Here is a 25,772-nt window from a genome sequence, read left to right on the forward strand (position 1 = left end):
GATGACCACGACGGTTGGTTGGTTGCGCAGGCAGCTGCCCGGCGTCATCGCGGTGGTGCTGGTGGTGGCCGCGTTCACCGTGGCCAGGCTGCCGACGTCCTCGGCGGCGGAGGTGGACCGGCTGGCGCAGGGCTACCGGTTCGCCCCGATGTCGGTGGCGATGCCCAGCGGGTTCCCGCAGCAGGAGATCCGCAAGGTCAACCGGGAGTACAAGGACATCGACGCGTGGATCTCGTCGGTGGGGGCCGCGGTCGCGCTCAACGACGTCGACGGCGACGGCCTGCCCAACGACCTGTGCGTCACCGACCCGCGCATCGACAAGGTGGTGGTGACCCCGGCGCCCGGCGCGGGCAGCGGCCGCTACGCCGCGTTCGCGCTGGACCCGGCGCCGCTGCCGATGAACCCCTACATCGCGCCGATGGGGTGCCTGCCCGGCGACTTCAACGAGGACGGCCGCATCGACCTGATGGTCTACTACTGGGGCCGCACCCCGATCCTGTTCCTCACCAAGGCCGACGCGACCGGGCTGGCCGAGGACACCTTCAAGCCGGTCGAGCTGGTCCCCGGCGGCGCGCCGGGCACCGCCTACCGCGGTCCGCAGTGGAACACCAACGCCGTGGCCTACGCCGACTTCGACGGTGACGGCCACGACGACATCCTCATCACCAACTACTTCCCGCACAGCCCGGTCCTCAACGACCAGCTCGACGGCGGCGTGGAGATGAACCGGTCGATGTCGGCGGCCACCAACGGCGGCGAGGACTACTTCTTCCTCTGCGAGGGCGCCACCTCCGGCAGCAACCCGACGGCGAAGTTCCGGATGGTGGAGGACGCGCTGCCGGTGGAGGTCTCGCGCGGCTGGGAGCTGTCCGCGGCGGCCAACGACCTCGACGGCGACGGCCTGCCCGAGCTGTACCTGGGCAACGACTTCGGCCCGGACCGGATGCTCTACAACCAGTCCATCCCCGGCAGGCTGCAGTTCAAGCTGGTCGAGGACAGCCGCTCGCCGGTGGTGCCCAAGTCCAAGCAGGTCGGCCTCGACTCGTTCAAGGGCATGGGCGTGGACTTCGGCGACCTCGACGGCGACGGCATGTACGACATGTTCGTCAGCAACATCACCACCTCGTGGGGCATCGAGGAGAGCAACTTCCACTACCTGTCCGCCGCGGCCGACCGGGCGCAGCTGCGCGACCGCTTCGCCGAGGGCGACGCGCCCTTCGACGAGCAGAGCGGGGTGCTGGGCACCGCGTGGTCGGGGTGGGGCTGGGACGTGAAGCTGGCCGACTTCAACAACAGCGGCCAGTTGGCCATCACCCAGGCCAACGGGTTCGTCAAGGGCGAGGTGAACCGGTGGCCGCAGCTGCAGGAACTGGCCACCGCCAACGACACCCTGCTCGACAGCCCGTACTTCTGGCCGAACGTGACCAAGGGCGACGACCTGGCTGGCAACCAGCGGCTGCACATGTTCGTCAAGACCGGGGACGGCCGCTACGCCGACATCGCCGGGAAGCTCGGCCTGGACGTGCCGGTGCCCACCAGGGGCATCGCCACCGGTGACGTCGACGGCGACGGCAAGCTCGACCTGGCCGTGGCCAGGCAGTGGGACCAGCCGGTCTTCTACTGCAACCTCACCGAGGACGCAGGCGCCTACCTCGCGCTGAAACTCACCCACGACACCCCGGCCGGGGCGGGCGCGTTCCCGGCGCCGGGTTCCCCGGTGGTCGGCGCCCAGGTCACCGTGACCACCCCCGACGGCCGCACCCTGCTGGGTCGGGTCGACGGCGGCGGCGGGCACTCGGGCAAGCGCAGCCAGGACGTCCACATCGGACTCGGCAAGGGCGTCACCGGCCCGCTGCAGGTGCACCTGCAGTGGCGCGACCGCTCCGGCGAACTCAGGGAACAGAACCTGCGGATGGAGCCGGGCAAGCACGAGCTGCGGCTCGGCACCCAGGCGAAGGAGAAGTGACCATGGCCGACACCCCCACCCCGACCGCGGCGAAGACCCCACCCAGGCACGACCCCAAGGTCACCATCGCGCTGCGCAACTTCGCCATCTCGATCACGGTGTTCAACATCGTCGGCTACACCGTGCTCGGCTTCGAGCAGCCGTGGCTGTGGCCGTTCGTGGCCGTCCTCACCGGCTACGCCGTCGAACTCGGCCTGGAGTGGGTCTCGGCCCGCTCCGAGCGCCGGACCCCGCGCTACGCCGGTGGCGGCGCCAAGGGCCTGCGGGAGTTCCTCTACCCCGCGCACATCACCAGCCTCGCGATGAACATGCTGATCTACGTCAACGACCGGATCTGGGTGCTGATCTTCGGGGTGATCGTCGCCGTCGGCGCCAAGTGGGTGCTGCGCGCCCCGGTGCGCGGGCGGCTGCGGCACTACATGAACCCGTCCAACTTCGGCATCACCGTGATCCTGCTGCTGTTCCCGTGGGCCAGCATCGCCCCGCCGTACCACTTCACCGAGCACATCAGCGGCTGGGTGGACTGGCTGATCCCGGCGATCATCGTGCTCGGCGGCACCATGATCAACGGCAAGCTGACCGGCCGGATGCCGCTGATCCTGGGCTGGGTCGGGGTGTTCGCGCTGCAGGCGATCGTGCGCGGCTGGCTGTTCGGCACCTCCATCCCGGCCGCGCTGGGCATGATGACCGGGGTCGCGTTCATCCTGTTCACCAACTACATGATCACCGACCCCGGCACCTCGCCGTCGAAACCGGCGGCGCAGTTCGCCTTCGGCGGCGGCGTGGCGCTGGTCTACGGCGTGCTGATGGTCGCCCACATCCCGTACGGGATCTTCCTGGCCACCGCGCTGGTCTGCCTCATCCGCGGCATGTTCCTGTGGGGCCTGCACTTCAGCGCCAAGGCCAAGGAGCGGTTCGAGGCCCAGCAGCGCACCGCGGCCCTGCTCAACGGCAACGGCCACGGCGGTGGCGACGGGGACGGCGACAACAACAACACCCCGGTGTCGCGGGTGCTCGAGCGCGCCGCCGAGGACAAGAAGGCCGTCCGGACATGAGCGAGAACGGCTGCGCACCCCGGACCCCGCCCGGCCCCCCGCGCCGGGCGACCCCCGGGCTGCTCCGCAAGCTCACCGGCGACCGGCTCGGGCTGATGGAGGCCGCGGCGCGCGACTACGGCGACGCGGTGCGGATGGCGATCGGCCCGAAGAAGCTGTACTTCTTCAACCACCCCGAGCACGCCAAGCACGTGCTGGCCGACAACGCGGCCAACTACCACAAGGGGATCGGCTACATCCAGGCGCGGCGGGCACTGGGCGACGGGCTGCTCACCAGCGAGGGCGAGCTGTGGCGCAAGCAGCGGCGCACGATCCAGCCGGTGTTCCAGCACAAGCGGATCGCCGCGCAGGCCGGGGTGGTCGCCGAGGAGGTGGGCGAGCTCGTCGGCCGGATCCGGGCGCACGAGGGCGGTGACCCGGTGGACGTGCTGCACGAGCTCACCGGGTTCACCCTCGGCGTGCTCGGCCGCACCCTGCTCGACGCCGACCTCGGCGCGTTCGACTCCATCGGGCACTCGTTCGAGGCCGTGCAGGACCAGGCCATGTTCGAGATGGAGACCATGAGCATGGTGCCGACCTGGCTGCCGCTGCCCAACCAGTTGCGGTTCCGCCGGGCCAGGCGCGACCTGGCCGGGATCGTCGACCGGCTGGTCGCCGGGCGGGTGGCCGACCCGAGGCCCGACGGCGACGACGTGCTCACCCGGCTGATCGACTCCACCAGCCGGGAGAGCGACCCCGAGGTGGCCACCCGGCGGATGCGCGACGAGCTGGTGACCCTGCTGCTGGCCGGGCACGAGACGACGGCCAGCACGCTGGGGTGGGCGCTGCGGCTGCTCGACGACGCCCCCGAGGTGCGGCGGCGGCTGCACGAGGAGGCGGTGCGGGTGCTCGGCGACCGGCCCCCGGTCTACGAGGACCTGCACGAGCTCACCTACACGAACATGGTGCTGCAGGAGGTGATGCGGCTCTACCCGCCGGTGTGGATCCTGCCGCGGCAGGCCCAGGCCGACGACGAGGTCGGCGGCTACCACGTGCCCGCCGGGTCCGACGTGCTGATCTGCCCGTACACGCTGCACCGGCACCCGGGGTTCTGGGACGACCCGACCCGGTTCGACCCGGAGCGCTTCGCCGAGGACCAGCTCGGCGGCAGGCCCAGGTACGCCTACATCCCGTTCGGCGCCGGGCCCAGGTTCTGCGTCGGCAGCCACCTCGGGATGCTGGAGGCCACGTTCGTGCTGGCGATGTTCGCCCGCGATCTCCGGCTGGAGATCGTCCCGGGCTACGAGGTGGTGGCCGAGCCGATGCTGTCGCTGCGGATCCGCGGTGGACTGCCGATGCGCGTGCGCTCCACCTCGCGGCAAACGGCCTGAGGTCGGGTGCGTCCGTTCCGCCTACCGTGGTGTGCCCCGGTTGCCCCCGGGGCGCACCACGGATCTTCTCGATTGCGGTCCTTAGCCTCTTTTCCCGGTGCGGCCAGGTGGCGCTGCTATAACGACGGCCACTGGGGCAGCGGTGAAGGGGTGTCGCGTGGTCGTCAGCGAGCAGCAGTGGACATCGGTGCGGAAGTCGTTGCGGGAGGCCGCGGCGCGCTTCGGCGAACTGGTGCGCGCCGCACCGGATCCGGCGGCGATGGCCACACCGGACTGGACGGTGGCCGACACCGCGGCGCACGTGGCGATGGTGGCGTGGCTCTACACGACACTGTTCGACACCGGCGGGGACCCGCTGCCGGTGCCCGACCTGCCCGCGCGGGTGCGGGCGATCACCGTCGACACCGTCGGCGAGTTCAACGAGGTCGCGTTGGCCACCGTGGCCGAACGCGACCCGGTGGCGCTGGCGGAGCTGCTGCGCACCGGTGTCGAGGAGATCTTGCGGGTCACCGAGGACCGCGACCCGGACAAGCCGATCGACTGGCTCGGCGAGGCGCGGTTGCCGCTGGCGGGGGCGTTGGCGCACCTGCTCAACGAGATCGTCGTGCACGGACACGACATCGCCAAGGTGACCGGCGCGCCGTGGGTGGTGCGCGACGAGGACGCTGCCCTGTTCTTCGAGCTGTTCTTCCTCGGCATGGTCGGCAACGGCGTCGGCCGCCTGCTCGACATCGACAAACCCGTGCTGCGGCGCCGGATCGTGGTGGAGTTCCGCTCCGCGCACACCGCGCCCGCCACGGTGCTGCTGCACCGCGGGCAGATCTCGATGGCCCCGCCCGGCACCACCGGTGTCGACGTCCGGGTGCGGTTCGAGCCGTCCACGATGGTCCTGGTGCTGTTCCACCGGGTCGGGCGGGTGCGGGCCGGGCTCACCGGGAAGCTGCGCGTGGGTGGGCCGCGGCCGTGGCTGCTGCTGCCGTTCCTGCGGTCGGTGCGCCTGCCCGACCGCTACATCGCGGGCCCCGGCTGAGTACCACCAGGGCACGGCCGGAGATGCGTCGGGAATCGGCCGAATGGGACCGTGCACGGATGGAAAAGCCCTTTCCTCGGGACCGGGAACCGGCATGAGCCCTCGGCGTTCCGATCCGAACACCCGAGCCGCCCTGGTCGAGATCACCGCCCGGCTGCTCGCCGAGAACGGGCCGCGCGCGCTGTCGGCGCGGCGCATCGCGGCCGAGGCGGGAACGTCCACAATGGCCGTCTACACGCATTTCGGCGGAATGCGCGGGCTGATCAGGGAAATAGTCCACGAGGGGTTCTCCCGGCTGCAGGACCACCTGCGGCAGATCGCCACCACCGACGACCCGGTGGTCGACATGGCCGCGCTCGGCCGCGCCTACCGGCACAACGCGGTGGCCAACCCGCACCTGTACGCGATCATGTTCGGGGCCGCCTCGCACGCCGGGTTCTCCCTGTCGCGCCAGGACCGCCAACACGGCCGCTACACCCTGGCCAACGTCGTGGCCTGCGCCGGGCGGTGCATCGCGGTCGGCCGCTTCCGCGAGGGCGACGCCGAGTTGGTGGCCCACCAGATGTGGATCGCCACGCACGGCCTGGTCACCCTGGAGCTGGGCGGCTACCTCGTCGAGCCGCACGACGCCGACCGGTGCTTCGAGGCGCAGCTGGTGGCGCTGATGGTCAGCGCGGGTGACGGGGTGGACACCGCGGCCGCGTCGGTGGCCCGCTCGGCCGGTCGGTTCCCGATCGCGGTCCCGCCGGGTGATGGCGCGCGACCATAAGTCCGTACGGTGTGCAGGCGCAAGTCCCCGCGCGAGATCCCGCGCGCGTGTTCGGCAGTCGCCCGTGCGCATTCACGGTCTCTTTTCCTACAAAGGACTTTGTAAATAGTCGTGCGGTTATCGCGGGGTTGTCCCGCCGTGCCCGGAAAGGCAGATCAGAAGAAGGTTCACCGGAATTCTGCGGTTACGCTCGCTGGCATGGCACCGAAACGCTCCTATGCCGACGGCTGCGCCACCGCGCACGCCCTCGACCTCGTCGGTGAGCGGTGGGCGCTGCTCGTGGTGCGCGAGCTGCTGCTGGGCCCCAAGCGGTTCACCGACCTGCGCGCGGGCCTGCCCGGCATCGGGCCCAACGTGCTCGCCCAACGGTTGCGCGAGCTCAACCAGGCGGGCGTGCTGCACCGCCGCGAACTGTCCTGGCCATCGGGTGTGCACATCTACGAGCTCACCGACTGGGGCCACGGCCTCGACGGGGTGATCTTCGCGCTCGGCAGGTGGGGCCTGCGCTCGCCCACCCTGCCACCGGAGGCCCCCGTCAGCACCGACGGTCACGTGCTGTCGCTGCGGCTGCTGTTCGACCGCAGCGCGGCCGCGGGCCTGGTGCTCACCCTGGGCCTGCACCTGGACCAGGACCCGTTCCGGGTGGAGATCGCCGACGGCACGCTCGCCCTGGCCAGGGGCGACACCGACAACCCGGACGCGGCGATCCACACCACCGTGACCACCTTCGACGCGCTGCTGCGCGACGGCGGCCACTTCGCCGAAGCGCTGCGCCGGGGCTGGCTCACCGTGCGAGGGGACCTGCGCACCGCCGCGCTGTTCCCGATCCTGTTCTCGGGCAAGGACGTCCGCCACGACGGCCTGCCACCCCCGCTGCCGCGGCTGCCGTCCCCGCGCCATGCCGGCTGAGTCAGGCACCCGCGCGCAGCGCCGCCCGGTCCACCTTGCCCGACGCGGTCTGCGGCAGCGACGCCACGAACCGCACCTCGTGCGGGCGCTTGTGCGGCGCCAACCGGGACCGGATGAACTCGCGCAGGTCGGCGACCTCCACGGGTCTGCGCAGCACCACGAACGCCAACGCGGCCACCAGCCCGTCGACCCGGTGCCCGACCACCGCGCAGCCGCTGACCGCCGGGTGCTCGGCGATGGAGTTCTCGATCTCGGTCGGGGCCACCCACACGCCGCGCACCTTGAGCATGTCGTCGGCGCGGCCCAGGTAGTAGAAGTAGCCGTCGGCGTCGCGGCGCACCAGGTCCCCCGAGCGCACGGTGTGCGCGGCGGGGAACACCGCCGCCGACTCCTCGGGGTGGCGCCAGTAGCCCAGCGCCGCGGTCTCCCCCACCACCTCCAGCCGACCGGGTCTGCCGTCCGGCACGTCCTGCCCCGCATCGTCGACCACCCGCACCCGGTACCCGGGCACCGCCTGGCCGAGGCTGCCGATGCGCACCCGACCCGGCCGGTTGGCCAGGAACCCGTGGTAGACCTCCGCCGAGCCGAACAGGTCCACCACCTCGACGCCGAAGGTGTCCAGCCAGCGCCGGTGCAGTTCCGGCGGCAGCGCCTCCCCCGCCGAGGTGCACATCCGCAGGCAGCTCAGGTCCCGCCCGGCGGCACCGGGGTGGGTGAGCATCGCGCGCATCATCGTCGGCACGTTCACCAGGATCGTCGGCTGGTAGCGCTCGATCAGCTCGAAGATCCGCTCCGGGGTGGTCCGCTCGCCGAACAGGATGCTGGCCGCGCCGACGCCGAACGGGTAGAGCGCCACCATGTCCCTGGCGTAGCCGAAGAACAGCTTGGGCACCGCCAGCACCACGTCGTCCGGTCTCAGGTCCAGCACGCCCCGGCCGACCCACTCGAAGCTCAGCGACGGTGCCCTGGCGGGCACCAGGCACGCCTTGGGTCTGCCGGTGCTGCCGGTGGTCAGCTTCCACATCACCTGCTCGTGCTCGGCCATCGGCACCGGCGGCAGCGTCGTGGGCTGGGCGGCGAGCAACGTGGCCAGGTGGTGCTCGCCCTCGACCAGCTCGCTGGGGTGCACCCCGGTGACCAGCAACCCCGTCACCCGGGCGGCGCGCAGCGCGTCGAGGGTCGCCGCGTCACCGACGACGATCTTCGGGTCGATGTAGTCGGCGTGGTAGCGGTAGTCGGCGGGCTTGAGGTGGCTGTAGAGCTCCACCACGATCGCGCCGATCTTCTGCGCCCCGTACCAGAGCGCGACGTACTCGACGCTGTCGCGCAGCGCGATCAGCACCCGGTCGCCCTTGCCGACACCGAGCGCGCGCAGGGCGTGCCCGACCCGCGAGGCCATGGCGGCGAGCTCGCCGTAGCTGGTGGTGCCGGTGGTGGTGACCAGCGCGGTCCGCTCCGGGGGCGCGGCGTCGAGGAAGCGGGCGGCGACGTTGAAGTCGGTGCCGCGCCACACCGCGGGTCGCGCGTCGGGCCCGGTGTCCCAGTCGTCGAACCCGGTGCGATCCCCGTCGTCCATGGCCCATCCCCTCCCGCTCACCGGTCGCGCTCCACCAGTGTGACCCCCAATGCGTCGTAGCTGACGTCGGCGACGAACTTGTGCTGCCCGGCGACCAGCAGGTCGCGGGTGATCCGCTGCAGCGGGTCGGCCAGCCGCACCGCCGGGGCCCCCGCGTACCGGTAGGCGGTGGTGGCCGCGTGCACCGCGGTGTCGGTGGCGTGGGTCTGGGCGGCGATGAGCTGCTGGATGAACTGCCGGTCCAGCCGCGTGGCCGAGCGCAGCCGGTCGCCGAGTTCGGTGACCAGCCGCGCGGCGTGGTCGCGGGCGGCGCTCAGTGCGGTGAACACCTGGCCGAGGTCGCGTTGGAACGCGCCGCGCTCGGCCAGGGCGGGGGTGGCGGCGGCGCGGCGGATGATCTCGTCGAGGGCGCGTTGCCCGGCGCCGAGGGCGACGCCGCAGTGCGCGGCGGCCACCTGGACCACGATCGGGACACCGAAGCGGGGACCGCCGCGCAGCGGGACGGGTTTGGCGGTGTTGAAGAAGTGGCCGTCGGGGACGAACAGGTCGGTGACGGCGAAGTCGACGCTGTTGGACCCGGCGATGCCCACCGCGTGCCAGTTGTCGAGCACCTCCACCTGGTCCTTGGGCACGATGAACGCCCACGTGCCCTCGGTGCCCGCGAGGGTGAACCCGCCCAGCACCCAGCTGGCGTGGCTCATGCCGCTGCCGAAGGTGTAGCGGCCGCTGACCCGCAGCCCGCCGGGCACCGCGGTGGCCCGGCCCTTGGGCGGGGCCTGCCCGGCGACCACGGCGGGCGCGCCGGAGTCGAACACGGCGGCGACCGCGTCGTCGGACAGGTAGGCCGCCGCCCACGAGGTGTAGACGCTGCCGGTGGTGACCACCCAGGCGGCGCTGGTGTTGATCCGGGCCAGCGCCTCGTACACCTGCAGCTCGGCGAGCGGGTCGGCGTCCCAGCCGCCCGCTTCCTTGGGGGTGGCCACGCCGAACAGGCCCGCCGAGTGCAGCGCAGCCACCGCCCGCTGCGGCAGCCTGCGCAGCCGCTCGGCCTCGAGTTCGGTCTCGGTGAGGACCGCGCGCACGGACTCCACGGCGGCGGCGTGCTCGGCGTCGACGCGGTAGGGCGGCCACCGCGTGGCGGCCGTGGCAGGTGACCCCATGTCCACTCCCCTCTTCCCACTGGCTGTGCTGTGTGTCCACCCGGCTCGAACATCCTTTATGGACGTCCCTAGTGGACGGTTATCCGACGCTGAGCATGCCGCCGTCGACGGTGACCGTGGAGCCGGTGAGGTACCCGGCGTCCTCGCCGACGAGGAACCGGACCGCGGCGGCGACGTCGGCCGGTTCGGCCAGCCGCCTGGCCGGGACCCGCCTGGCCAGCCGCTCGCGCACCGCGGCGACGTCGGCCGCCGCGGCCCGGTCGGCGACGATCTTGGCGAGCATCCGCGACCGCACCGGACCGGCGACGACCTCGTTGGCGGTGACCCCGGACCCCGGGTAGTCGGCGACCACGCTGCGGCACAACCCGTGCGTGGCGGCCTTGGCGATGTTGTAGGAGCTGTTGAGCGGCCCGGCGACCGTGCCGAACACGGAGTTGAGGTACACGATGCGGCCCCAGCCCGCCGCCAGCATCGTGGGCAGGCAGCGCTGGGTGAGCCGGAAGGCGCTCATCAGGTTCACGTTCAACGCGTGCCGCAGCACCGAGGGCGAGGTCTCGTGCACGGTCGCCGCGCTCGGGTTCATGCCCGCGCAGCACACCAGGATGTCGACCTCCAGCCCCGGCGGCAGCAGATTGGCCCCGACCAGGTCGTCCTCGCCGTAGTCGCCGTGCACCGGTGTCGCCCCGCTGCGCGCGGCCAGGTCGGCCGCGCGCTGCTCGGACGAGCCGTACTGGAACCAGACCTGGTGGCCCGCGGCGGCGAGGTCGGTGACCACGGCGGCGCCGAGGTCACCCGATCCGCCCGAGACGAACACCCGGCGCGCGGTTGCCATGGCTTCTCCGTTCGGGGTCCACGCGCTCACAACGCGCGCAGGGCTTGCCGGTCGACCTTGCCGGACGGGGTCAGCGGCAGCCGGGCCACGAACCGGACGTCGCGGGGGTACTTGTGCGGGGCGAGGGTGGAGCGGACGAAGTCCTTGAGCGCTTGGGCGGTCGTGGGGTCCGCGGTGACCGCGCTGTCGACGACGACGAACGCGCGGGTCTTGGTCAGCCCGTCGACCTCGTAGCCGACCACCGCGCACTGGCTCACGGCCGGGTGCCGCAGCAGGCACTCCTCGATCTCCGCCGGGGCCACCCACATGCCGCCGACCTTGAGCAGGTCGTCGGCGCGCCCGTGGTAGGTGAAGAACCCGTCGGGGGACCGGACCACGAGATCGCTGGAGCGCACGGTGTGCGGGTGCGGGAAGGTCTCGGCGGACTTCTCGGGCGCCTGCCAGTACTCCAGCGCCGCGGTCTCCCCGGTGATCTCCAGCCGCCCGACCTCGCCGTCGGGCACCGGGGTGCCGTCGTGGTCGACGACCCGTAATCGGTAGCCGGGCACCGCTTCGCCGAGGCTGCCCGGCTTCACCCGGCCCGGCCGGTTGCAGATGTAGCCGTGGAACGCCTCGGAGGAGCCGATGCCGTCGAGGACCTCCACGCCGAAGCGGTCCATCCACTCGGCACGCAGCGCCGCGGGCAGCACCTCGCCGCCGGAGACGCACACCCGCAGCGAGCTCAGGTCCTGGGCGGCGGCGTCGGGGTGGCGCACCATCGCGCTGATCATCGTGGGCACGTTCACCAGGATCGTGGGCCGGTGCCGCCGGACCAGGTCGAAGATCAGCTCCGGGGTGGCCCGCTCGGCGGAGATGATCCCCGTTCCGCCCGCGCCGAAGGGGAACAGCACCGTCATGTTGTTGGCGTAGCCGAAGAACAGCTTGGGCACCGAGAGGACCACGTCGTCGGGGCGCAGCCCGAGCGAGCCGAACGCGTACCACTCGGTGGCGAGCAGGGCGCTGCGCGCGGGCAGCACGCAGGCCTTGGGCGCGCCGGTGCTGCCGGTGGTGAACCGCCACATCGCCGGGTCGTCGCTGCGCGTGGGCGCCGCCTCCAGTGTGTCGGGTTGGGCGGCGACCGCGGTGTCGAAGTGGGACTCCCCGTCGAGCAGGTCGGCCTGGGGCACACCGACCACCAGCATCCGCGCCACCCCGGCCGCGCGCAGCCGCGGCAGGGTCGTGGCGTCGGCGACCACCACCGCGGGGGTGGCGTAGTCCACGAAGTACTTGTAGTCCTCGGCCTGCAGGAACGTGTAGACCTCCGCGGTGACCGCGCCGATCTTCTGCGCACCGAACCAGACCGCGACGAACTCCACGCTGTCGGCCAGCGCGAGCAGCACCCGGTCGCCGCGGCCGACACCCAGTGCGCGCAGCGCGCCGCCGACCCGGTTGACGAGGGCCTTGAGCTCGCCGTAGCCGACCGGGCCGCGTTCGGTGATCAGCGCGGTCCGCTCGTCGGCGTTGCGGTCGACGAAATGGCTGGCGATGTTGAACTCAGTGGGCACATCCTCGAACTTCATCGGCATCCGGACATTCTCGTGGGGGTCATGGGGGCCTGCTTCTCCAGGAATGCGGTCTTGCCGCGCTTTCGGCCGTCTGCTGCCAGACTAGCCTTTGCGGGCGTGGCTCGTTATCGTCATCACCCGGAGGGGATCGCCGTGACTGTCGATTACACAACCGTGTTGACGTATTCCTCGTATCTCGCCCTCGACGACATCCTGGCGGCGCAGCGGCCGACAACCGACGAACACGACGAGTTGCTGTTCATCATCGTGCACCAGGTCCACGAACTCTGGTTCAAGGAGTTGCTGCACGAGTTCACCAGATTGCAGCGGGAACTCGCCGCCGGGCAGACCACGCACGCCCTGCACGCGCTGCACCGCAGCCACGCCATCGTGCGCGCGGTGGTCGCGCAGATCGACGTCATCGAGACCATGACCCCGCGCCAGTTCCTCAGCTTCCGGGCCGGGCTGCGCTCGGGCAGCGGGTTCCAGTCGGCGCAGTTCCGCGAGGTGGAGGCGGCGCTGGGCGGCCGCGACGCCAGGGTGCTCGAGCGCTACCCGGCCGACGGCGCCGAGCACGGCCGCCTGCTGGCGGCGATGAACCGGCCGTGCATCTACGATTCATTCCTGCACTATCTGAGCGCCCGCGGATACGACATTCCCCAAGAGGGGTTGGACCGCGATGTCACCCAACCGCTCGAGCCGTCCCCGGAAATACAGAAGGTGCTGGCCCTGGTGTACGCCGATGACGGCGGCGCCGCGCAGGTGTGCGAACGGCTCGTGGACCTCGACCACGGAATTCAGGAATGGCGTTACCGGCACGTGAAGATGGTCGAACGCATGATAGGCGACAAACCGGGAACCGGGGGTTCCACCGGAGTGGCGTACCTGCGGGCGACGCTGTTCAAGCCGCTGTTCCCGGATCTGGCCGCCGTGCGGAGCACAATGTAGCCCGGCATTCGGCCCAACAATAGCGAAGTGCGCAATCGGGGAGAAGCGGCCACCGGAGGTCGCCACCATGCTGATCGGGGCCGCCGCCCCGGTCAGCGCAGCGAGGAGGGCACGTGGAGCACACCGACCTGGCCGCGCAGCGACCACCCGGCGGCGACTCGATCGCCGAGCAGATCGACGCCGCCGAGCGCGACCTGCTCGCCGCCGCCCGCCCGCAGCGGCGCGCGGTGGGCCCGCTGTCGTTCGACGCGCTGATCGCGGGCGAGCACAAGGTGGAGCCGACCGACTGGATGCCGGAGGGCTACCGCGCCAACCTGGTCCGCCAGATCGCCCAGCACGCGCACTCCGAGGTGGTCGGGATGCAGCCGGAGCGCAACTGGATCAGCCGGGCGCCGAGCCTGCGGCGCAAGGCGATCCTGCTGGCGAAGGTGCAGGACGAGGCCGGGCACGGGCTCTACCTCTACGCCGCGGCCGAGACGCTCGGGGTCAGTCGGGAGTGGATGCTCGACGCGCTGCACGAGGGCCGCCAGCGGTACCTGTCGTTCATCAACTACCCGACGCTCACCTGGGCCGACGTCGGCGCGCTGGCGTGGCTGACCGACGGTGCCGCGGTGGTCAACCAGGTCACGTTGTGCCGCTCGTCCTACGGCCCCTACGCCAGGGCGATGGTCCGGGTGTGCCGCGAGGAGTCCTTCCACCACCGGCAGGGTTTCGACGCGCTGCACGTGCTGGCGCGCGGGACCAGCGCGCAGCGGGACATGGCGCAGGACGCGGTGGACCGGTGGTGGTACCCGGCGCTGGCGATGTTCGGGCCGCCGCACACCCGCTCGACGCACTCGGACCGGTCGCTGGCGTGGAAGATCAAGCGGTTCACCAACGACGAACTGAGGCAGCGGTTCGTCGACATCTGCGTGCCACAGGCCAAGGTGCTCGGGCTGCAACTACCCGACCCGGACCTCAAGTGGAACGCCGAGCGCGGCCACCACGACTTCACCGAACCCGACTACGACGAACTCAAGCACGTGGTCGCCGGGTACGGGCCGTGCAACCGGCAGCGGGTGGAGCACCGCAGGCGGGTGCACGAGGACGGCGCGTGGGTCCGCGCGGCCGCCACCGCCTATGCCGCCAAGCACCAGGCAGCCGGGCAGGGGTTGCCCGCGTGAGCGCGGCACCGGCGGACTGGCCGCTGTGGGAGGTGTTCGTCCGGGCCCGGCGCGGTCTGACCCACCTGCACGTGGGCAGCGTGCACGCCCCGGACGCGGAACTGGCCCTGCACAACGCGCGTGACCTGCACACCCGCCGCGGCGAGGGCGCCTCGATCTGGGTCGTGCCCGCCGCGCACATCACCGCATCCGACCCCGACGACAAGGACGCCTACTTCGACCCCGCGCTGGACAAGGACTTCCGGCACCCCGCGCACTTCGAGCTGCCCGAGGGGGTCGAGCACCTGTGACCCGGTTCGAGTCGGTGCTGCGCCTGGGTGACGACGCCTTGGTCGCCGCGCAGCGGATGGCGCAGTGGTGCGCGTGCGCGCCGCAGTTGGAAGAGGACGTCGCGCTGGCCAACATCGCCTTGGACCTGTTGGGACAGGCGCGGGCGCTGCTGACCTACGCGGGTGAGCTCGAGGGGTTGGGCCGCGACGAGGACCAGTTGGCCTACCTGCGCGACGAACGCGAGTTCACCAACGCGGTGCTGGTCGAGCTGCCCGACGCCGATTTCGCCGTGGCCATCGTCAAGTCGTTGTTCTTCGCGACCTACCAGAACCTGCTGTACCGGCGGTTGACCGACGGTCCGGACGCCACACTGGCCGCGATCGCGGCCAAGGCGGTGAAGGAGACCAGGTACCACGTCGAGCACGCGACCCTGTGGACACTGCGCCTCGGGGACGGCACCTCGGAGTCGCGGCTGCGCGCCCAAGACGCTGTGGACCGGCTCTGGCCGTTCACCCACGAACTGTTCGAGGTGGACCCGGCAGCCCCGGTCGACCCGGCCGAGTTGCGCGGACCGTGGGCGGCTCAGGTGGAGCCGGTGCTGTCGCGGGCGACCCTGCTGGTGCCCGAGGACGACTGGCGTCCCGGCGGTGGCCGGGTGGGTTTGCACACCGAGGGCTTCGGCTACCTGCTGGCGGAGATGCAGAGCGTCCACCGGGCCCATCCGGGAGCGCGGTGGTGAGCGTCGATCTCGTCGAGTCGGTGCGGGCCGCGGTGGCCGAGGTGCCGGACCCGGAACTGCGGGTGTTGTCGTTGGCGGACCTGGGGATCGTGCGCGAGGTCCGCGCCCGCGACGACGGCACCGTGGTCGTCACGATCACCCCCACCTACCTGGGGTGCCCGGCGCTGGAGGTGATCCGCGCGGACGTGCTCGCCGCTGCCCGCGCGGCAGGCGCCCGGGATGTCGAGGTGGTGACGTCGTTGTCGCCGCCGTGGAGCACCGACTGGCTCAGCGACGCCGCCCGCGACAAGCTCGCAGCGGTCGGCATCGCCCCGCCACCGGCTCGGTCGCTCCCGCTGGTCTTCCTGCCGATGCCCGGTGTCGGTCCGCACCGGCCCGCATGCCCGCGGTGCCGGTCGGCCGACACGGAGGAGTTGGCGCGGTTCGGGTCGACCGCGTGCACCGCGCTGTGGCGTTGCACCGCGTGCCGGGAGCCGTTCGAGCACGTCAAAGCGCACTAGCCGGGGAGTCTTGAGCCAAGGAGCACTGATGAGCCTGTCCCACGCGGCGGTGGACGCCTACCTGGAGCGCATCGGCACCAAACGGCCCGCGCGGCCCACCAGCGCGGCGCTGCGGCACCTGCACGAGCGGCACGTGCTGACCGTGCCGTTCGAGAACATCGACTACATCCTGCGCAAGCCGGTCGAGATCGGCGCGGACGCCTACGCCAAGATCGTGGAGCGCCGTCGCGGCGGTGGCTGCTACGAACTCAACGGCGCCTTCGCCGCGCTGCTGGAGGCTCTGGGCTACGACGTGACCGTCTACGGTGGTCGCGCGGTCCTGGACGGCGTGCCCGGTCCGCTGATGGGGCACCTGGTGCTGCGGGTGCTCGCCGAGGACTCCCCCGACCCGTGGTTGGCCGATGTGGGGTTCGGCCGGGCCACCCGGTTCCCGATGGTGCTGGACTCCCGCGAGCCGCAGCCGGACCCGATGGGCACCTACCAGATCTCCGACGCGGGCGACGGCGACCTCGACGTGCACCGCAACGGCACCCACCAGTACCGGTTCGAGACCCACCCGCGCAGCACCGAGGACTTCCTGCCGATGGTGTGGTGGTTCCGGCACGCCGAGGACTCGCCGTTCCTCACCGACCTGTTCTGCTCCCGGCACACCCCGACCGGCAAGGTCACCCTGACCGGCACCACGCTGACCAGGCTGGAGGACGGGCAGCGGGTCAAGGAGACCCTCGTGGGCGACGACGCGGTGCGCGCCGCCTACCTGACCCACTTCGACCTCGACCTCGACGAACTGCCGGTCCCGCCGGGTGGTCGGGGGTGAGCCTGCGATTCCACCCTCTGGTCGTCGGCGCTCTCGACCAGGCGGCCGCCGACGGCAGCGCGGTGGCCCTCACCTGCCTCGTCCCCGCCGAGCTGCGCGGGGTGTTCGCGTTCAGCGCCGGTCAGCACATCACCCTGCGCGCCGTCGTGGACGGTGTCGAGCTGCGCCGCTCGTACTCGCTGTGCTCCACCCCGCAGGAGCTGGACCGGGCCGGGGTGCTGCGGATCGGGGTGCGGGCAGTGCCGGGTGGCCGGTTCTCCCGCCACCTCTCCGAGGTGCTGCGGCCGGGCGACCGGGTCGACGTGCTGCCCCCGGTCGGTAACTTCACCACCGCGTTCGACCCGGATCGCCGGGGGCATTACGCGGCGATCGCGGCTGGGTCGGGCATCACCCCGGTGTTGTCGCTGGCGGCGACGGCGTTGGCGGTGGAGCCGCGCAGCACCGTCACCCTGGTGCACGGCAGCCGCACCGTGGACTCGGCGATGTTCGTCGAGGAGCTCGCGGACCTGAAGAACCGGTACCCGGCGCGGCTGCGGCTGGTACCGGTGTTCTCCCGCGAGTCCGCCCGCTCCGGCCTGTCGCACGGGCGGCTCGACCACGCCACCCTCAGCCGCCACCTCGCCACCGCCCTGGCGCCGGGACGGGTCGGCGAGTGGTTCCTGTGCGGGCCGCCCGGGGTGGTGCTGGCCGTGCGGGAGACCCTGGCCGAGCACGGGGTGGACAGCGCCGACGACTCGATCGTGCACACCGAACTGTTCCAAGGCGACACCGAACCGCCCGTCCCTGGTTCATCCGTCGAACCGGCCCGGTCGCCGGGGCAGGACCACGAACTCGTGGTGGTGCTCGACGGCCGTACTTCCATCGTGCGGCACGCGCGCGGGCAGCGGCTGCTCGACGCGGCGATGACCGTGCGCCCGGAGTTGCCGTACTCCTGCCGGACGGGGGTGTGCGTCACCTGCCGCGCGAAGGTGGTCGAGGGCGAGGTGCGGATGGCCAGCACCGCGGCGCTGACCGAGCAGGAACTCGCGGCGGGCTACGTGCTGCCCTGCCAGGCGACCCCGGTCAGCGACCGGGTCACCCTCGACTTCGACGTGGTGTGACCGCCGCGATGGCCCGGCAGACCACAGTGGACACCGCCCAGTTTCGGCGTTTCTCCGGCCGTGCTCGATGCGCTGACCAGTGCGCAATCACGGAGATGTCGCCCAGGTTCCTCAGGCGAACCATGGAACAGGAGATCGGAACTCCTGTCGAAACGAGGTGCCCGCACATGACCGGCAACAGCACCGACCACCACCCGGCCGAGGACGTGGCCGAGATGTTCAACTCGGCGGTGGCCGCGTTCGCTCTGTCCGCCGCCTGGGAGCTGGGCGCGCTCGACGAGCTGCGCGCCACCGGCGACCTCGACGCCGCCGAGTTCGCCGCCGGTCGTGGCCTCGACACCGCGGGCACCCTGGGCATGTTCCGCGCGCTGGCCGCCGTGCGGGTGGTCGAGCGCGAGGGCACCACGGTCACCCCGGGTGCGCGCTTCGCCGAGGCGGTGCGCAACCGCTCGTTCTTCCACTGGCTGGCCCGCGGCAGCGCCGAGCTGTTCCGGCGGATGCCCTCGGTGCTGGTCACCGAGAACCGGGTCGGCGAGTTCTACCGGCGCGACCCGGCCGCGATCGCCCTGGCCTGCCGGGAGATCGACGAGCTCTGCTACTCGCCGACCTTCTGGGCCGCGGTGGACCGGATCGACTTCCCGTTCACCAGGGTGGTCGACCTCGGCTGCGGCAGCGGCGGTCGGCTGATCGACATCCTGCGCAGACACCCCGGCACCAGCGCGATCGGCATCGACATCGCGCGGCCGTCGCTGGAGGTCGCCCGCAAGGAGGTCGCCGACGCGGGCCTGGGCGACCGGGCGAGCTTCACCGAGGCCGACGTGCTCGCGCTGACCCCGAACCCGGACTACGCGGACGTGGAGCTGCTGGTGTGCTTCATGATGGGCCACGACTTCTGGCCCAGGGACAACTGCGTGGCGACGCTGCGCAGGCTGCGCGAGGTGTTCCCCGCCGCCCGCCGGTTCCTGCTCGGCGACGCCACCAGGACCGTCGGGATCGCCGACACCCGGCTGCCGGTGTTCACCCTGGGCTTCGAACTCGGCCACGACCTGATGGGCACCTTCATCCCGACCGTCGCCGACTGGGAGTCGGTGTTCGCCGAGGGCGGCTGGGACCTGCTGCGCACCAACCGCATCGATGTCGCCGTCGGCGAGGTCGTGTTCGAACTGGCGCCGCGGTGAGCACCCTCGCGGCCGCGGTCGCGGCGACCCTGGCCGAGCACGGGATCCGGCACGCGTTCGGGGTGGTGGGCGGCGGCAACATCATGACCGTCGCCGGGCTGACCGCCGCGGGCGTGCACTACGTCGCGGCCAGGCACGAGGGCGGCGCGGTGGCCATGGCCGACGCCTACCACCGCGCCACCGGCGAGGTCGCGGTGTGCACGACCAGCCACGGGCCCGGGGTCACCAACATCGCCACCGGGCTGGCCGAGGCGGTCAAGCACCGCAGCGGTCTGCTGGTGGTGTGCGGGGACGCGCCCACCGACCGGATGCGCCGCATCGACGTCGACCAGACCATGCTGGCCCGGTCGCTGGGCGCCGAGGTGGTCCGGCTCGACACGCCGGAGACCGCGCGTGCCGACACCGCTCGGGCGCTGCGGATCGCGCGGGAGCGGCACTGCCCGGTCGTGCTGTGCCTGCCCGGGGACCTGCTCACCGCCGAGATCCCCGACGTTGTGCAGACCGACCTCGACCAGCGGGTGCCTGTCGCGCCCGCCGAGCTGGTCGGGCTCGACGCGGCGTTGCGGGCGCTGGCGGGGGCTCGCAGGCCGCTGCTGCTCGCCGGGCTGGGCGCGTGGCGGTCCGGGGCGGCGAAACCGATCGCCGACCTCGGTGACCGGGTCGGCGCCCTGCTGGCCACCACGGCCATGGCGACCGGCCTGTTCGACGGCACCGACTGGTCGGTGGGCATCTGCGGCGGGTTCTCCTCCCCCGCCGCCGCCGACCTGATCCGCCAAGCCGACGTCGTGGTGGCCTTCGGCGCGAGCCTGGACCTGTTCACCCTGCACGGCGGCCGCCTGATCAGTCCACACGCGACGGTCATCCAGGTCGACCCGGCGGGGTCGACCGCCGACCGGGTCGACCTGCCGGTCACCGGCGACGCCTCCACCGCGGCATCAGCCCTGCTCGACGGCCTCGACAACCTCGGCGCCCCCGCCTCGACCTGGCGCGACGAGGTGGGCGACCTGAGCCGGGTCGGCTGGGCGCACCACGAGTTCGAGGACCGGGGCAGCACCGAGCGGATCGACCCGCGCACCCTGACCCGCGCCTTGGCCGACCTGCTGCCCGAGGACCGCACCCTGGTGCTCGACGGCGGGCACTTCATCACCTGGCCGATGATGTACTGGCCGGTGACCGACCCGTCAGCACTGGTGTTCATCGGCTCGGCGTTCCAGGTCATCGGCCTCGGCTTCGCAGGTGCCGTGGGGGCAGCCTGCGGCCGCGCCGACCGGACCACCGTCGTCGCGCTGGGCGACGGCGGGGCGCTGATGGGGATCTCGGAACTGGAAACCCTGATCCGCACAGCGCACTCCGCGATAGTGGTCGTCTACGACGACGCCGCCTACGGCTTCGAGGCCCACCTCTACGGCCCCAAAGGCGCCGACCTGACGACCGCGGTGTTCGACCAGACCGACTTCGCCGGGGTCGCCAGGGCCCTGGGCGCCCAGGCAGAGACTGTCCGCACGGTCGCCGACCTGGCCGCCCTGCGTACCTGGCTCGACGACGGTGCGGTGGGCACGATCGTCCTCGACTGCAAGGTCAACCCCGACGTGATCGCGGGCTTCCTCACTGACATGACCTCCGGACACTGACCCAAAGGAAGCGGCCTGGACAGTCCACTGGGGACTGGCCAGGCCGCTTCGCGTGCGAGCCAGCTGCTGGCCATCGACGAGACGGTGCCCGGAGCAACGGGCGGCGCTCGGCGAGTCGCCGAGCGGATGACGACTCATGGGCGCCGCGAGGCGTTCGTGCTGTGGCGTGCAAGGGCGTGCCCGGATGGCCGACCTGCTCGAACAAGACCGCGCGCTGCTGGTCAAGACCTAGCGCCACGCGGAACCGTGGCCGCCCGCTCGGCAGGCGCCCTGCCGCACGAACTCCACCGGTGCCGCGCAGGCACGTCGGGCACCGCCAGGCCACTTGGTCGTGTCAGCCCTGGAACAGGCCGTTGCGCAGGCCGCGCAGCTCAGGGAAGGACGACAGGTCCGGCACGGTCCAGCCGTCGAGGTCGTATTCGGCGAGGCATTCGTCCACGAACGCCTTGTGCCGGTCCAGGGTGCCGTCCGCCAGCTGGGCGTACATCAGCTCGACGCGGGTGTTCTCGTGGTTGCCCGCGTAGTTGCGCTCGTAGAGCTCGTGCCTGCCACCGAACTCCGAACCCACCGCGTCCCACAGCAGTTTCATCACCTTGACCCGCTCCACCGCGTCCGCCCCGCCCGACCCGCGCAGGTACTTGTCCAGATAGGGCCGGATGTCCGGGTTGTGGAAGTCCGCGGCGCCGGAGTTGACGTAGATCAGGCCGCTGGCGACGTCCTGCAGGATCACTTCACGCACGCGCGGGTAGCCGACCTGCATGAACCACCGGTAGGCCAGGCCGTAGGCCGGGTTGGGCAGCACGGCCCCGTTGCGCCAGGGCACCGGGTTGCGGGCGGCGGCGTCCGACAGGGACAGGAACAGGTTGCGCCAGGCCAGCACCTCCCCCAGCCTGGCCTGCACGCCGCGGAAGTTCGCCGTCCCCGTCAGTTCCAGCGCTTTGGCCAGCAGGCCCGCGATGAACTCCAGCTTCACCGTCAGCCGCACGCAGCCGTGGAAGGTGAACCGCTCGATGAACCCGGACTGGCCGGTGAACAGGCCCACCTTGGCCACATCCCCGTAGACGAACACGTTCTCCCACGGGATGAGGACCTTGTCGAGCACCAGGATCGTGTCGTTCTCGTCCAACCGCGACGACAGCGGGTAGTCGAACGGGCTGCCCATCGCCGCGGCGGTGGCCGAGTAGGACGGTCGGCAGATCAGCTTCATCCCCGGCGCGTTCATCGGCACAGTGGCCACCAGCGCGAACTCGCGTTTTTTGATCGGCAAGCCGTAGTGGGCGATGAAGTTGTAGTGCGTCAGCGCCGACCCGGTCGCCACGACCTTCGCGCCGCTGACCACCAGGCCGGAGTCGGTTTCCTTCTCCACGTGCACGAACACGTCGGCGACCTCGTCGGCCGGGCGGTCGCGGTCCACCGGCGGGTGCACGATGGCGTGGTTCCAGAACAGGACCTTCTCCTGCGATTCCCGGTACCAGCGTCGGGCGTTGTCGGCGAAGGGCTCGTAGAAGTCGGCGTTGGCGCCGAGGGTGCCCAGGAACGACGCCTTGTAGTCGGGGCTGCGGCCCATCCAGCCGTAGGTCATCCGCGCCCACGCGGCGATGGCGTCGCGGTCAGCGACCAGGTCCTCGGCCGAGCGCGGGGTGCGGAAGAAGCGGTGGGTGAAGCCGTCACCGCCGGTGTCGGTCGGCGCAGTCAGCACCGGCTGGTGGGCGGGGTCGTGCAGCGCGTCGTAGAGCCGCGCGGTCATCCGCACCGGGTTGTGGAACGCCGGGTGCGCGGTCACATCCTTGATCCGGTCGCCGTAGAGGTAGATCTCCCGGCCGTCGCGCAGGCTCTCGATGTACTCGGCACTCGTCAGCGGCCGCGTGGTGCGGCCAGTGTCCTCGCGCAACGGTGTCCTCCCGGAACTCGGTTGGCTTCGGCGGCGGGCAACCAAGGGTGTCAGCGGGGCGCGCGCGGGAGCTTCTCGGATCGTGCTGACGTCGGGGTTCGCGGTGATACCGGACGGGTCGGCGGCGACACAATTCCCCGATGTGGCAATGCGGGAGATGCCCGGGGCGCGCGGCGCGTGCGACGGTCGTGTCGCGGGCCTCGACCTGCGATCCCGGGGCACGGCCGGTCCTGGTTCCCCCGTCAGCCAACTGGTCCAGGAGGAAATGGTGCTGACCACCGAAGTCCCCACCCGCGCCCAGCTCGTCGCCGGGGTGGCGGAGCTGGCGCCGCTGCTGCGCGCGCACGCGCCGTGGTCGGAGGACAACCGGCGCGTGCACGACGAGGTCATCGCGGGCCTCGCCGACGCGGGCGTGTTCCGGCTGCGTGCCCCCCGCCACCACGGCGGCTACGAGAGCGACACCGCCACCCTGGTCGACGTGGCCGCCGAACTCGGCCGGGTCGACGGGTCGGCGGCGTGGACCGCGTCGGTGTACTGGATCCCGACCTGGATGGCGGGCATGTTCCCCGACGCCGTGCAGGACGAGGTGTTCGCCACCGACGACGTGCGGATCTGCGGCACGCTGAGCCCCGGCGGCATGGCCACCCCCACCCAGGGCGGTGTGGTCGTCAACGGCAAGTGGGGGTTCATCACCGGCGCGCACCACGCGCACTGGCAGGAGATCATCGCGATCCTGGCCGCCCCCGACGCCGAGCCGATGCCGATCCTCGCGCTGGTCCCGATGTCGGATCTGCAGGTCGTGGACGACTGGCACACCAGCGGTCTGCGCGGCACCGGCAGCGTCACCACCGTCGCCCAAGACCTGTTCATCCCGGCGGAGCGGGTGCTGCCGCTGCCGGTGGTGCTCGGCGGGCACACGGTGTCCGAACGGGCCAAGGGCGTGGCCATGTACCGGGCGCCGCTGCTGCCGGTCGCCTCGGCGTCCTCCGTCGGCACGACCCTCGGGCTGGCCAAGGGCGCCCAGGAGGCGTTCCTGGAGCGGCTGCCCTCCCGCAAGATCACCTACACCGGCTACGCCAGGCAGGCCGACGCGCCGCTGACCCACCAGCAGGTCGCCTCGGCCGCGCTCAAGATCGACCAGGCCGGGTTCCACGCGCGCAGGCTGGCGTCGCTGGTGGACAGCAAGTCCGCCGAGGGCGCCGAGTGGACCGTGCTGGAGCGGGCCGCCGCCCGCGCCGACATGGGCGCGGTGTGCGCGCTGGCCAAGGAGTCCGTCGACATCCACGCCACCGCCAGCGGTGGGTCCTCGATCTACACCGACGTGCCGGTCCAGCGGTTCCAGCGGGATGTGCACGCGGTCAACCTGCACGCGTTGATGCACCCGGACACCAACACCGAGCTCTACGGCCGGGTGCTCTGCGGCCTCGAACCCGACACCCTCTACCTGTAAAGGAACGCCGATGTCCACCAGCACAGCAGCGGGTCCCTCCGCCGGTGACCAGGCCGCGGTCGCGGCGATCCCCCAGCGCGTCGTGGCGGCCTGGGCGGCCCACGACGCCGAGGCGTTCGCGTCGGTGTTCACCGACGAGGGCACGATGATCCTGCCCGGCCTGCACCGCAAGGGCCGCTCGGTGATCGCCGAGCACATGGCCGCGGCGTTCCAGGCCGAGTACCGCGGCACCCGGGTGACCGGCAAACCGATCGGCGTGACCTTCCTCGGCCGCGACGCCGGGGTGTTGATCACCGAGGGCGGGGTGCTGCTCGAGGGCGAGACCGAGGTGCACCCCGACCGGGCCATCCGCGCGTCGTGGGTGGTGGTGCGCGAGCAGGACCAGTGGCGCCTGGCGGTGTACCAGAACAGCCCGCGTGACGCGGCCTGAGCGGCGGGGTCGGTGAGCGGGATGGGACACGACACGCGCGCCGTGGTGCTCGGCGCGGGCATGGCCGGCTTACTCGCGGCGCGGGTCCTCGCCGAGGTCCACGCGCAGGTCTTGATCGTCGACCGCGACCGGCTCACCGGGGTGGGCACCGCCCGCCGCGGTGTCCCGCAGGGGCGGCACGTGCACGGGCTGCTCGCCCGCGGCCAGCAGATCCTCGACGAGCTGTTCCCCGGGTTCACCGAGGCCATGGTCGCCGACGGGGTGCCAACAGCCGACCTCGGGGAGCTGCGCTGGTTCTTCAACGGCCGCAAGCTGGAGCCCGGCACGACCGGGTTGACCGCGGTCGCTGCCAGCAGGCCGACCCTGGAGCGGTACGTGCGCACCCGCGTCGCGGCGCTGCCCCAGGTGCGGTTCGTGGAGGAGACCGACATCGTCGGCCTCGTCACCACCGACGACCGGACCCGGGTGACCGGGGTGCGGGTGCAGGCCAAGGGCGGGCAGCCGGAGGTGCTCGACGCCGACCTGGTGGTCGACACCACCGGCCGCGGTTCGCGGACCCCGCTGTGGCTGGCCGAACTCGGTTACGAGCGGCCGGACGAGGAGCGGGTCAAGATCGACCTGACCTACACCACCCGCACCTACCGGCTGGCCGACCCGGCGCCGCTGCGCGCGGTCCAGTCGATCAACCCGGTGTCGGGTCCGGTGACCCCGCGCGGGGCGTTCCTCACCATCATCGAGAACGACCTGTGCGCGTTGTCGCTCACCGGTGTGCTCGGTGACGCCGCCCCGACCGACCCGGACGGGTTCCTGGAGTTCGCCAGGTCGCTGCCGGTGCCCGACGTCTACGACACGGTCAAGGACGCCGAGCCGCTCGACGACCCGGTCAGCCACCGCTACGTGGCCAGCCAGCGCCGCCGCTACGAGCGGCTCGACCGGTTCCCCGACCGGCTGCTGGTCCTCGGCGACGCGGCGTGCAGCTTCAACCCGGTCTACGGGCAGGGCATGACGGTGGCCGCGCAGCAGGCGTTGGTGCTGCGCGAGCACCTGGCGGGCGGGGTGGTCGACCCGCTGGCGTTCCTGCGGGACATCGCCGAGGTCGTCGAGGTGCCGTGGGGGATCTCCGCGGCGGGTGACCTCGCGTTCCCGGAGGTCGAGGGGCCGCGCCCGCAGGAGGTGCTGGAGATGAACGCCTTCATGGCGAAGCTGCAGTTGGCGGCGACCGTGGACGGCGCGGTCACCAGGTCGTTCATGCGGGTCGCCGGTCTCGTCGACCCGGTGAGCGAGCTGACCAGCCCGGAGATGGTGACCAGGGTGCTCGACGGCGCGGGGCGGGTGGCGGCCGTGCCCGCGTGAGAGCGGTCGAGCCCGAGCGGGGCGGTGGGTGGTCGTTGGCGGCCACCCACCGCCCCTTCAGCAGTTCCAGTCCGGAAACAGTGAAGGAGAC

The 25,772-nt window shown here is 71.8% G+C and carries 23 protein-coding genes; 18 read left to right on the top strand and 5 right to left on the bottom strand.

From position 1 onward, the window contains the following. Window position 1 precedes the first annotated feature (1 nt). The 6 genes from JOD54_RS23705 (at window position 2) to JOD54_RS23730 (ending at window position 7,099) form a co-directional block, all read left to right on the top strand. Window positions 2–1,966 (top strand): CRTAC1 family protein, encoded by a 1,965-nt coding sequence (locus JOD54_RS23705; RefSeq protein WP_204453251.1) that lies wholly within the window; start codon window positions 2–4, stop codon window positions 1,964–1,966. Between the two features lie 2 nt (window positions 1,967–1,968). Continuing rightward, complete coding sequence (locus JOD54_RS23710; protein ID WP_239573487.1) at window positions 1,969–3,021, top strand: enediyne biosynthesis protein; 1,053 nt, start codon at window positions 1,969–1,971, stop codon at window positions 3,019–3,021. Next, the gene (locus JOD54_RS23715; protein WP_204453252.1) at window positions 3,018–4,391 is read left to right on the top strand and encodes a cytochrome P450; all 1,374 of its coding nucleotides are present in this window, start codon (window positions 3,018–3,020) and stop codon (window positions 4,389–4,391) included. Before JOD54_RS23710 ends, JOD54_RS23715 begins: the two co-directional genes overlap by 4 nt. A 157-nt stretch (window positions 4,392–4,548) precedes the next feature. Next, on the top strand, window positions 4,549–5,421 hold the full coding sequence (locus tag JOD54_RS23720; protein WP_204453253.1) for a maleylpyruvate isomerase N-terminal domain-containing protein: 873 nt from the start codon (window positions 4,549–4,551) through the stop codon (window positions 5,419–5,421). A gap of 94 nt (window positions 5,422–5,515) precedes the next feature. Next, a complete protein-coding gene (locus tag JOD54_RS23725; protein ID WP_204453254.1) occupies window positions 5,516–6,190 on the top strand; it encodes a TetR/AcrR family transcriptional regulator in 675 nt (224 codons plus the stop codon). 198 nt (window positions 6,191–6,388) lie between these two features. Beyond that, on the top strand, window positions 6,389–7,099 hold the full coding sequence (locus tag JOD54_RS23730) for a winged helix-turn-helix transcriptional regulator (RefSeq protein ID WP_204453255.1): 711 nt from the start codon (window positions 6,389–6,391) through the stop codon (window positions 7,097–7,099). A gap of 1 nt (window position 7,100) precedes the next feature. On the opposite strand, the gene JOD54_RS23735 is transcribed toward JOD54_RS23730, so the two are convergent. The 4 genes from JOD54_RS23735 to JOD54_RS23750 all read right to left on the bottom strand — a co-directional run bounded on the left by JOD54_RS23735 (window position 7,101) and on the right by JOD54_RS23750 (window position 12,232). Further along, a complete protein-coding gene (locus JOD54_RS23735; RefSeq protein ID WP_204453257.1) occupies window positions 7,101–8,675 on the bottom strand; it encodes a benzoate-CoA ligase family protein in 1,575 nt (524 codons plus the stop codon). A 17-nt stretch (window positions 8,676–8,692) separates the two neighbouring features. After that, a complete protein-coding gene (locus tag JOD54_RS23740) occupies window positions 8,693–9,835 on the bottom strand; it encodes an acyl-CoA dehydrogenase family protein (protein WP_204453259.1) in 1,143 nt (380 codons plus the stop codon). A 79-nt stretch (window positions 9,836–9,914) separates the two neighbouring features. After that, on the bottom strand, window positions 9,915–10,667 hold the full coding sequence (locus JOD54_RS23745; RefSeq protein WP_204453261.1) for an SDR family NAD(P)-dependent oxidoreductase: 753 nt from the start codon (window positions 10,665–10,667) through the stop codon (window positions 9,915–9,917). 26 nt (window positions 10,668–10,693) lie between these two features. Next, window positions 10,694–12,232 carry a benzoate-CoA ligase family protein gene (locus JOD54_RS23750; RefSeq protein WP_239573488.1) on the bottom strand — a complete coding sequence of 513 codons (1,539 nt, stop codon included), beginning with the start codon at window positions 12,230–12,232 and terminating at the stop codon, window positions 10,694–10,696. A gap of 132 nt (window positions 12,233–12,364) precedes the next feature. Between JOD54_RS23750 and JOD54_RS23755 the strand changes: the two genes are divergently transcribed. The 9 genes from JOD54_RS23755 to JOD54_RS23795 all read left to right on the top strand — a co-directional run bounded on the left by JOD54_RS23755 (window position 12,365) and on the right by JOD54_RS23795 (window position 20,557). Then, complete coding sequence (locus tag JOD54_RS23755; RefSeq protein ID WP_372440415.1) at window positions 12,365–13,159, top strand: tryptophan 2,3-dioxygenase; 795 nt, start codon at window positions 12,365–12,367, stop codon at window positions 13,157–13,159. A 227-nt stretch (window positions 13,160–13,386) separates the two neighbouring features. After that, window positions 13,387–14,322 carry a 1,2-phenylacetyl-CoA epoxidase subunit PaaA gene (paaA, locus tag JOD54_RS23760; RefSeq protein ID WP_204456516.1) on the top strand — a complete coding sequence of 312 codons (936 nt, stop codon included), beginning with the start codon at window positions 13,387–13,389 and terminating at the stop codon, window positions 14,320–14,322. After that, on the top strand, window positions 14,319–14,612 hold the full coding sequence (gene paaB / locus JOD54_RS23765; protein WP_204453263.1) for a 1,2-phenylacetyl-CoA epoxidase subunit PaaB: 294 nt from the start codon (window positions 14,319–14,321) through the stop codon (window positions 14,610–14,612). The genes paaA and paaB overlap by 4 nt, the downstream gene beginning before the upstream one ends. Beyond that, window positions 14,609–15,331 carry a 1,2-phenylacetyl-CoA epoxidase subunit PaaC gene (gene paaC, locus JOD54_RS23770; RefSeq protein ID WP_204453266.1) on the top strand — a complete coding sequence of 241 codons (723 nt, stop codon included), beginning with the start codon at window positions 14,609–14,611 and terminating at the stop codon, window positions 15,329–15,331. The genes paaB and paaC overlap by 4 nt, the downstream gene beginning before the upstream one ends. Then, entirely contained in the window at window positions 15,328–15,831 is a 504-nt protein-coding gene (paaD, locus tag JOD54_RS23775) for a 1,2-phenylacetyl-CoA epoxidase subunit PaaD (RefSeq protein ID WP_307860236.1), read from the top strand. Before paaC ends, paaD begins: the two co-directional genes overlap by 4 nt. Before the next feature lie 28 nt (window positions 15,832–15,859). Then, window positions 15,860–16,648: an arylamine N-acetyltransferase family protein gene (locus JOD54_RS23780; RefSeq protein WP_204453269.1), complete on the top strand. Its 789-nt coding sequence runs from the start codon at window positions 15,860–15,862 to the stop codon at window positions 16,646–16,648. Beyond that, window positions 16,645–17,748 (top strand): 2Fe-2S iron-sulfur cluster-binding protein, encoded by a 1,104-nt coding sequence (locus JOD54_RS23785; protein ID WP_307860237.1) that lies wholly within the window; start codon window positions 16,645–16,647, stop codon window positions 17,746–17,748. The genes JOD54_RS23780 and JOD54_RS23785 overlap by 4 nt, the downstream gene beginning before the upstream one ends. 167 nt (window positions 17,749–17,915) lie before the next feature. Next, window positions 17,916–18,926, top strand: coding sequence for a class I SAM-dependent methyltransferase (locus JOD54_RS23790; RefSeq protein ID WP_204453271.1), 1,011 nt, complete (start codon window positions 17,916–17,918; stop codon window positions 18,924–18,926). Further along, window positions 18,923–20,557: a thiamine pyrophosphate-binding protein gene (locus JOD54_RS23795; RefSeq protein WP_204453273.1), complete on the top strand. Its 1,635-nt coding sequence runs from the start codon at window positions 18,923–18,925 to the stop codon at window positions 20,555–20,557. Before JOD54_RS23790 ends, JOD54_RS23795 begins: the two co-directional genes overlap by 4 nt. Window positions 20,558–20,891: 334 nt before the next feature. Here the strand turns inward: JOD54_RS23795 and JOD54_RS23800 are convergent, their stop codons facing one another. Further along, a complete protein-coding gene (locus tag JOD54_RS23800) occupies window positions 20,892–22,448 on the bottom strand; it encodes a 4-hydroxyphenylacetate 3-hydroxylase family protein (RefSeq protein ID WP_204453274.1) in 1,557 nt (518 codons plus the stop codon). A gap of 268 nt (window positions 22,449–22,716) precedes the next feature. Between JOD54_RS23800 and JOD54_RS23805 the strand changes: the two genes are divergently transcribed. From JOD54_RS23805 to JOD54_RS23815, 3 genes are read left to right on the top strand one after another with little or no spacing between them, the layout of a single operon-like run. Next, the gene (locus tag JOD54_RS23805; RefSeq protein ID WP_307860554.1) at window positions 22,717–23,898 is read left to right on the top strand and encodes an acyl-CoA dehydrogenase family protein; all 1,182 of its coding nucleotides are present in this window, start codon (window positions 22,717–22,719) and stop codon (window positions 23,896–23,898) included. Window positions 23,899–23,908: 10 nt separating this feature from the next. Beyond that, complete coding sequence (locus JOD54_RS23810) at window positions 23,909–24,328, top strand: SgcJ/EcaC family oxidoreductase (RefSeq protein WP_204453276.1); 420 nt, start codon at window positions 23,909–23,911, stop codon at window positions 24,326–24,328. A gap of 21 nt (window positions 24,329–24,349) precedes the next feature. After that, window positions 24,350–25,681: an FAD-dependent oxidoreductase gene (locus JOD54_RS23815; protein ID WP_204453279.1), complete on the top strand. Its 1,332-nt coding sequence runs from the start codon at window positions 24,350–24,352 to the stop codon at window positions 25,679–25,681. Window positions 25,682–25,772: the final 91 nt, after the last annotated feature.

Origin of the sequence: Actinokineospora baliensis (assembly GCF_016907695.1) — a bacterium.
Lineage (GTDB): Bacteria > Actinomycetota > Actinomycetes > Mycobacteriales > Pseudonocardiaceae > Actinokineospora > Actinokineospora baliensis.

What these genes read in the sequence shown, in the direction of transcription:
- JOD54_RS23745 (WP_204453261.1), bottom strand. Translation starts at nt 10,667, where the DNA reads ATGGCAACCGCGCGCCGGGTGTTCGTCTCGGGCGGATCGGGTGACCTC.
- JOD54_RS23735 (WP_204453257.1), bottom strand. Translation starts at nt 8,675, where the DNA reads ATGGACGACGGGGATCGCACCGGGTTCGACGACTGGGACACCGGGCCC.
- JOD54_RS23810 (WP_204453276.1), top strand. Translation starts at nt 23,909, where the DNA reads ATGTCCACCAGCACAGCAGCGGGTCCCTCCGCCGGTGACCAGGCCGCG.
- JOD54_RS23710 (WP_239573487.1), top strand. Translation starts at nt 1,969, where the DNA reads ATGGCCGACACCCCCACCCCGACCGCGGCGAAGACCCCACCCAGGCAC.
- JOD54_RS23715 (WP_204453252.1), top strand. Translation starts at nt 3,018, where the DNA reads ATGAGCGAGAACGGCTGCGCACCCCGGACCCCGCCCGGCCCCCCGCGC.
- JOD54_RS23725 (WP_204453254.1), top strand. Translation starts at nt 5,516, where the DNA reads ATGAGCCCTCGGCGTTCCGATCCGAACACCCGAGCCGCCCTGGTCGAG.
- JOD54_RS23790 (WP_204453271.1), top strand. Translation starts at nt 17,916, where the DNA reads ATGACCGGCAACAGCACCGACCACCACCCGGCCGAGGACGTGGCCGAG.
- JOD54_RS23750 (WP_239573488.1), bottom strand. Translation starts at nt 12,232, where the DNA reads ATGCCGATGAAGTTCGAGGATGTGCCCACTGAGTTCAACATCGCCAGC.
- JOD54_RS23780 (WP_204453269.1), top strand. Translation starts at nt 15,860, where the DNA reads ATGAGCCTGTCCCACGCGGCGGTGGACGCCTACCTGGAGCGCATCGGC.
- JOD54_RS23740 (WP_204453259.1), bottom strand. Translation starts at nt 9,835, where the DNA reads ATGGGGTCACCTGCCACGGCCGCCACGCGGTGGCCGCCCTACCGCGTC.
- JOD54_RS23705 (WP_204453251.1), top strand. Translation starts at nt 2, where the DNA reads ATGACCACGACGGTTGGTTGGTTGCGCAGGCAGCTGCCCGGCGTCATC.
- JOD54_RS23730 (WP_204453255.1), top strand. Translation starts at nt 6,389, where the DNA reads ATGGCACCGAAACGCTCCTATGCCGACGGCTGCGCCACCGCGCACGCC.
- JOD54_RS23815 (WP_204453279.1), top strand. Translation starts at nt 24,350, where the DNA reads ATGGGACACGACACGCGCGCCGTGGTGCTCGGCGCGGGCATGGCCGGC.